Source organism: Hydrogenobacter sp. (assembly GCA_041287335.1).
In the GTDB taxonomy this organism is placed as follows: Bacteria; Aquificota; Aquificia; order Aquificales; family Aquificaceae; genus Hydrogenobacter.
This window is the reverse complement of the sequence record JBEULM010000049.1, coordinates 1-6,721: the sequence shown is the minus strand read 5'-3', so window position 1 is coordinate 6,721 and position 6,721 is coordinate 1. Positions and strand designations below refer to the sequence as shown.

The 6,721-nt window shown below is 37.6% G+C and carries 7 protein-coding genes; 4 read left to right on the top strand and 3 right to left on the bottom strand.

The window, feature by feature from the left end; translation table 11 throughout:
- A partial coding sequence (cas3, locus tag ABWK04_07440) for a CRISPR-associated helicase Cas3' (protein MEZ0361706.1) occupies positions 1-2,135 on the top strand: 2,135 nt, incomplete at its 5' end.
- On the opposite strand, the gene ABWK04_07435 is transcribed toward cas3, so the two are convergent.
- Both ABWK04_07435 and dksA read right to left on the bottom strand, forming a co-directional pair.
- Positions 2,128-3,345, bottom strand: a complete 1,218-nt coding sequence (locus ABWK04_07435; GenBank protein ID MEZ0361705.1) for an aminotransferase class I/II-fold pyridoxal phosphate-dependent enzyme — start codon at positions 3,343-3,345, stop codon at positions 2,128-2,130. The two genes, cas3 and ABWK04_07435, sit on opposite strands and share 8 nt — an antisense overlap.
- The gene (gene dksA, locus ABWK04_07430; protein ID MEZ0361704.1) at positions 3,338-3,703 is read right to left on the bottom strand and encodes an RNA polymerase-binding protein DksA; all 366 of its coding nucleotides are present in this window, start codon (positions 3,701-3,703) and stop codon (positions 3,338-3,340) included. The genes ABWK04_07435 and dksA overlap by 8 nt, the downstream gene beginning before the upstream one ends.
- 18 nt (positions 3,704-3,721) lie before the next feature.
- Here dksA and ABWK04_07425 point away from each other — a divergent pair, with 18 nt between their 5' ends.
- Complete coding sequence (locus tag ABWK04_07425; GenBank protein ID MEZ0361703.1) at positions 3,722-4,420, top strand: uroporphyrinogen-III synthase; 699 nt, start codon at positions 3,722-3,724, stop codon at positions 4,418-4,420.
- Between the two features lie 20 nt (positions 4,421-4,440).
- The gene (lpxC, locus tag ABWK04_07420; GenBank protein ID MEZ0361702.1) at positions 4,441-5,289 is read left to right on the top strand and encodes a UDP-3-O-acyl-N-acetylglucosamine deacetylase; all 849 of its coding nucleotides are present in this window, start codon (positions 4,441-4,443) and stop codon (positions 5,287-5,289) included.
- Here lpxC and kdsB read toward each other — a convergent pair.
- Complete coding sequence (gene kdsB / locus ABWK04_07415) at positions 5,205-5,933, bottom strand: 3-deoxy-manno-octulosonate cytidylyltransferase (protein ID MEZ0361701.1); 729 nt, start codon at positions 5,931-5,933, stop codon at positions 5,205-5,207. The genes lpxC and kdsB overlap by 85 nt on opposite strands.
- A gap of 98 nt (positions 5,934-6,031) precedes the next feature.
- Here kdsB and ABWK04_07410 point away from each other — a divergent pair, with 98 nt between their 5' ends.
- Positions 6,032-6,562 (top strand): peroxiredoxin, encoded by a 531-nt coding sequence (locus ABWK04_07410; protein ID MEZ0361700.1) that lies wholly within the window; start codon positions 6,032-6,034, stop codon positions 6,560-6,562.
- Positions 6,563-6,721: the final 159 nt, after the last annotated feature.

Sequence of the window (6,721 nt, the reverse complement as noted above, 5' to 3'; positions counted from 1 at the left end):
AACTTTATCGCTTTGCGGTTCCACCATACAAATTTGACTATGAACCACTAAGACATACCTTAACACAAAGCCAAGAAGACCAAAAAAGATGGATTCTTATTGCTGGCTTTTTGCAAAGATGCGACCATTTTGCTTCTTGGTATGAAGCAGAAGGTGAAAATCTGGATGATGTAGAAATAAAGGTAGTTGAAGAAAGTGCTATTAAAGAAAAAATCAAAACCAAGATAGGAATACCAGATGAAAATCAAATATGGCAGATTGGAGTTGCAAAGGAACATAAAAACAAAAACCTTATCCTCATTGCTCCTACAGGTTATGGAAAAACAGAGTTTGCTTTTCTTTGGTCCGCAAACAACAAATTCATATATACTTTACCTTTACGTTCTGCGGTAAATCAGATTTTTGAAAGGGCTAAAAATATATTTGGTGAGGACAGAGTAGGACTTTTACATTCTGATGCTGATGTTCATCTTCTTGAAAAAGAAGGAGATATAGGAGACACGATGAAATATTACCAGCTTGCTAAAAACCTTTCCTATCCTGTTATAATATCGACTGGTGACCAGTTTTTCCCCTATGCTCTAAAGCCTCCGGGATATGAAAAAATCTTTTCTCTTTTCTCTTACACCAATCTGGTTATTGATGAAGTTCAAGCTTATGACCCGGTAGCCTGCGCCATAATCGTCAAATTTATTGAATGGGTGAATATTATGGGTGGAAAATTCTTACTTATGACAGCAACATTGCCTGAGTTTGTGAACAATGAGATTAAGGAAAGGATAGGTGAAGGCAACTTTGAAGAGATTAATATATACGAAGAAGAAGAGAAATTTAACAATATCATAAAACACAAATTGAATTTCCTTGTGATTAACAATGAAAATAACGTTTTTGAATTGCTAGATGAAATTTTAGATGAAATAATTAACAAAGCTCAGCAAGGCAAAAGAGTCCTTGTTATTATGAACACAGTTCTACAAGCTCAAAAGGTTTATGAGAGGTTAAAGGAAAAAGCTCCAGATAATATGAAAAATAATATCTTTCTCATACACTCAAGATTTACTTATGAAGACAGAAGAAATAAGGAAGTTGAATTGATAGAAGAGAAATTTAAAAATCCAAAACCTCAGAATGAAAACGAAGGCAAAATTTTAGTAGCAACACAAGTTGTAGAAGCGTCCTTAGATATTGATGCTGATGTTTTATACACTGAAATATGTCCCCTTGATGCTCTAATTCAAAGAATGGGTAGAGTTTTAAGAAGAATTGGAGCGAATTTTGAATTTGAAGGAGAAAGTAATGGCAAAAAGGTATATAAAAATTCTTTAAATCCAGACCAAAAATATGAAATTGATTTATCAAATCCCAATATCCACATTCTCATATTTAAAGATGGTCTTGAATCGGGAGATGGAAGGGTTTATTATAAAGAGCTGTTAAGGTTATCCTTAGTGTGGCTATGGAAAAAACTACAAGGAGATATTTCTAATATTCAAATTGGAAATGAAGATATAGAGAAAAAGAAATTTTTTGATGAACATTTTGAAAAGCTTATAAATGAACAGGAAAATGAAACTGGTGAAGGTAAAAAGAAAAAAAGGAATTCAGGTAGTAATAAACAGAATGTATACGATTTATTGTTAAGAGAAGACAAGTGGATAAATAAATTAGACAATATGACTGTTGAACTTTCCGAATATGATAAATACAAACTTGTAGAGCTATTTTACAAGTCCCTTAGTGGGGAAAGTGAATATCGTAGAAAATTTTATGAAACTCTTGAAATTTTAGAAGCTGGATATATGTCTGAGAGAAAATCAGAAGCTCAAAGGACTTTTAGAAAAATTTATGATGTTGATGTGGTGCCTGCCAATTTGATTAAGAAGCTCATTGACGAAGTTAATAAATTTTTCAACAAACCACAAGGAAAATCATTTACCAGTTTTAAATCGGAAGTCTTATCAAAGTTTGTAGTTTCAGTGCCTTACAGAGATACCAAGCGGGCAGACTGGATTTATTACGATGTAGAGAAGGAACTGCAGGATGATAATATTAAAAAACGACTTAAATCCTGGCTTTCTGGGATATATAAAATTGATAAAAACTATGATGAAGAAAAGGGAATGCTTAGGTAGTTAATTGGCTTGTCGTCCTGAATTTTTCAAAGGCTTTTTTTATTCCCCTAACCGCTTGTCTTATACGATGTTCGTTTTCTACAAGAGCAAACCTCACATAACCTTCCCCGTATTCGCCGAAACCTATACCCGGTGAGACAGCTACCTTTGCTTCTTTCAAAAGGAAAAAGGAGAAATCTAAGGAGTTCATACCTATCCATTCAGGTATTTTTGCCCACACAAACATGCTTCCCTTAGGTTTTCTTACATCCCAACCTATGCGGTTTAAACCTTCTACGAGTATATCTCTCCTTTTTCTGTACACTTCTCTGTTCTTTTCCACTATCTCGTACGGACTCTCAAGAGCTATTATAGAGGCTACTTGTATAGGTGTGAATACACCATAGTCCAAATAACTTTTGAGATGAGCGAGATTTTTTATAAGTACTTCGTTTCCTACTACAAAGGCTACTCTCCAACCAGCCATAGAAAAACCTTTTGACATAGAATAAAGCTCAACCGCCACATCTATAGCACCCTCTATCTGAAGTATGCTCGGAGGTGTGTAACCATCAAAACCTAAGTCAGCGTAAGCAAAGTCATGTATTATCCAGATACCTTCATTTTTGGCAAGTTGTACCACTTCCTTGAAAAAGTCCTTATCCACACACAACGTTGTGGGATTATGTGGAAAGCTAAGAACTACAGCTTTGGGTTTTCTGAAAGATGTCTTGAGAAGATCATAAAGTCTTTTTATAAAGCTTTCCTGAAAGTCTTCCTCTGGCAGTAGAGGTACGGAGATCGCATCACCATTGCATATGATGGGCGCGTAGTAATGAATAGGATATGTAGGGTTTGGGACTATAACTGTGTCTCCAGGTTCGAGCATGGCAAGCATGAGGTGGGAGTATCCTTCTTTTGCTCCTATAGTCATTATGGCGTTTTTTTCGGGATCAAGCTCCACTCCATATTGCCTTCTGTAAAACTCACATATAGCTTTTCTGAGTCTGGGGATTCCTTTTGATGCTGAATATCCGTGTACATGGTGTCTGTTTGCTACCTCACAAAGTTTGTCTATTATGTGTTGTGAGGGAGGTATGTCTGGATTCCCCATGCCCAGATCAACTATATCCTCTCCCTCCTTCCTGAGTTTATACTTAAGTTCATTCACCACAGCAAACACATACTTAGGTAATTTCTTAACTTTAGGAAACATCCATTCTTCACTCATTTTCCGTTTCCTCTTCAAGTTCTTTGCAGTTTATGCACATAGTAGTTACCGGTCTGGCTTTTAATCTCTCAAAAGGTATCTCCTTACCGCAGTTTTCACACACCCCGTAAGTGAAACTCTCCATTTTAGCAAGAGCGTAATCTATCTTTCTGAGGAGCTTTAACTCTCTCGTTTTTACCCTTTGGAGTTGGATGTATCGTTCCGTCTCTATATTGGCTCTGTCTATCTCGTCCCCACCCTCAAAAGTTACGTTAGAGGGATCTTTTATCTGCTCGTCAGCTGACTTTATTATCTTTTCCCTCATAGATAGCAAAAGCTCTTTGAGTTCTTTTACCTGATCCTGCGTAAGATGATGCATAAATTTAATTATAATCAAATGTTCAAGATTATACTAACCAGAAGTGAGGAAGATATAAATAGAGACAGAAGCATTTTTGAAAGGGAAGGATTTGAAGTAATTTCATTGCCTCTCGTAAAGACCGTAGATCTTGACTTTGAACTTCCAAAGGAGGATTTTGATTTTGTGATATTCCAGAGTGCTAAGGCTGTAAAGTACTTTTTTGATAAGAACAGGCTCAAAGGGAGTGAAAAGATCATAGCTGTGGGGGAAACCACCGGGAAAGCCCTTGAAAGCTACGGGTACAACACTTACATGATGCCAGAAAATTACTATGCTGAGGAAGTAAAGCATCTTATAAAAGGAGAAAAGGTTAAAGTTCTTATCCCACGCTCACGCGAAGGTAGAGAAAACCTCATAATGGATCTGAAAGAGATGGGTTTTTACGTTTATGCAGTAAATGTTTATACAACTCAGCCCGTTCTATATAGGAGAGATGAATTCTTAAGGGTAATCAGTAAAGGAAACGTGATAGTTTTTGCAAGTCCCTCCGCGGTAAAGAGTTTTTTTGCAAATTTACCAAAAGATGAAGGGATAAGGGTTTTGAAAGAGAAAATAGCTGTGTGTATTGGCAAAACCACCAACGAAGAGCTTATCTCTCTGTCTGGACTATGCGGTCTTTTGCCTGAAAAACCGAGCATGAAAAGCGTAGTAAAACTCATAAAGTCTTTGGCATGAAATTTGCTATAAAAAGAGGTATGAACCAGCGCACTCTAAAAGAGAATCTTTCCTTTGAAGGTGTTGGTATACACTCGGGAACCTTTGCAAAGATCCTTTTACATCCAGAAAGGGAAGATACTGGTATAAGATTTTTAAAGGATCGCGTTTACATACCTGCCAATTTTCGGTTTGTAGTCAGTACGGACCATTCAACGGATCTCGGAAAGGATGGGGTGGTTATAAAGACGGTAGAGCATCTTATGGCAGTCCTTTACATGCTCGGTGTGGATAATGTAACTATTGAGTTTGTAAAAGGTTTTGAAGTGCCTATACTTGATGGAAGTGGCTATTACTTTTACAAATTCCTCAAGGATAACGTTATAAACTTAAACGCACCTGCAAGTATCGTGGAGATAAAACACTCCTTTGAAGTTAGAAACTGCAAAGCTAACATAAAGGCTATACCTTACCAAGGTTTCTCGGCTGTTTATGTAGGTGGTCTTGAAGGCTTTTTTGAGGAAAGATCTGTAGAATTCAATGGAAATGTTAAAGATCTTGTCTTCGCAAGAACTTTCTGCTACGATTATGAACTCAAGCATCTTATAAACAGGGGTCTTGCAAAGGGAGGAAGTTTAAAGAATGCTTTACTATTAGGCAGGGGGTTTGTATACAACAGAGGAGGGTTGCGTTCTGAAGACGAACCTCTAAGGCATAAGCTTCTTGATCTTATAGGTGATCTTGCTCTTTTTGGAAGAAGGATAAAAGGACGCGTGATTTCTCACAAGGGAGGTCATACGCTGAATCACCAGTTCGTCGTAGGGTTAGAAAGTTTTTTAAGTAACCTCTCAGACACTACCTTCACATCATCCTCAGTATCAACCCCGTGATAGTAGTTATCCGTTAGAAGTACTTTTATCTTTAATCCCTTCTCTAAGAGTCTCAACTGTTCTAAGGATTCAAGTCTTTCAAGGTGTCCCTGCCCCCAGCTTGTAAACTCAAGAAGCACTTCCTTCCTAAAAGCGTATATACCTACATGTTTGAGAGGATAAAGGTCTGAATGGAGTTTCATGAATGGTATGGAACTTCTTGAGAAGTAGAGTGCTGTCCCATCCTCCGCTATTACCACCTTTACAGATGCAGGATCTTTGTAAAATTCAGTATCCCTACATGCTAAGGTAGCAACTGGGAAATCTTCAAGAGCTTTGAATAATCTTTTTATGTCCTCAGTATACACGAAAGGTTCGTCCCCTTGGTAGTTTATAACGTGATCAACTCTCTCATCCCTCAGTGCGTAAGCTACCCTATCACTACCCGATGGAAGTTCAGAGGGCGTGTAAACTACTTTTACGTTAAGATCTTTTACCGTATCAGCTATCCTCTCACTGTCTGTTGCTAAAATAACTTCCTCCCCAGTTTTCAGGCAACCTTCTACAACCCATCTGATAAGAGGCTTGTCAACTATGATAGTCAAAGGTTTTTCCTTTAGCCTTGTGGAAGAAAGTCTTGCTGGTATAACTATAACCCTTCTCATCTTTAAGTATCTTACCAAAACTTGATCCCTATCATATTGCAAATATTTTTCATTTACTTATAATACTCAATAACAACAATTTCATTGGAGGTGGTAAGATGCAAGAAGTGAAGATAGGGCAAAAGGTTCCAGGTTTTGAGCTGGAAGTATATGAACCTCAAAAGGGAAACTTTAGTAAGATCTCTCTGAAAGATATACTGCAAAAAGGTAAATGGGTTGTGCTATTCTTTTATCCCGCTGACTTTACTTTTGTGTGTCCCACAGAGCTTGCGGATCTTGCCAATTACTATAGAAAACTGCAAAGCATGGGTGTAGAAATCATATCCGTATCCACAGATACCAAATACACGCATCTTGCTTGGCATAGAACGGAGAAACTCCTTGAAAAAGTGAGCTTTCCCATGGGTGCGGATACTACTGGTAAGATCTCAAGACTTTTTGGTGTTTATGATGAGGATACGGGGCTGGCTCTTAGAGGCACCTTCATAATAAATCCTGAAGGTATTCTCGTAAGTTCGGAGATAAACTTTTATAACGTAGGTAGAAATGCTGAGGAGCTTGTGCGGAAGATGGAAGCAAATATATATCTCATGAGTATCCCTCTGCATAGACAGATATCCCATTTATAGACATCTATCTATGCATCAGGTTTAGGACTGTGCCTGAAAACCCCCTGAAATAAGGATTTCCAGACAGTAAGCCCAGTGCCTTACTCCTCAGGCACTTATACCGCTCGCTAAACAGATTTTTTATGAACTCCTCTATCTGTTTAGCAAGGGCTTTGTCAA

Coding starts and splice junctions, on each gene's coding strand:
- ABWK04_07435 (MEZ0361705.1), bottom strand. CDS start 3,345: ATGAGTGAAGAATGGATGTTTCCTAAAGTTAAGAAATTACCTAAGTAT.
- ABWK04_07425 (MEZ0361703.1), top strand. CDS start 3,722: ATGTTCAAGATTATACTAACCAGAAGTGAGGAAGATATAAATAGAGAC.
- ABWK04_07410 (MEZ0361700.1), top strand. CDS start 6,032: ATGCAAGAAGTGAAGATAGGGCAAAAGGTTCCAGGTTTTGAGCTGGAA.
- kdsB (MEZ0361701.1), bottom strand. CDS start 5,933: ATGAGAAGGGTTATAGTTATACCAGCAAGACTTTCTTCCACAAGGCTA.
- lpxC (MEZ0361702.1), top strand. CDS start 4,441: ATGAACCAGCGCACTCTAAAAGAGAATCTTTCCTTTGAAGGTGTTGGT.
- dksA (MEZ0361704.1), bottom strand. CDS start 3,703: ATGCATCATCTTACGCAGGATCAGGTAAAAGAACTCAAAGAGCTTTTG.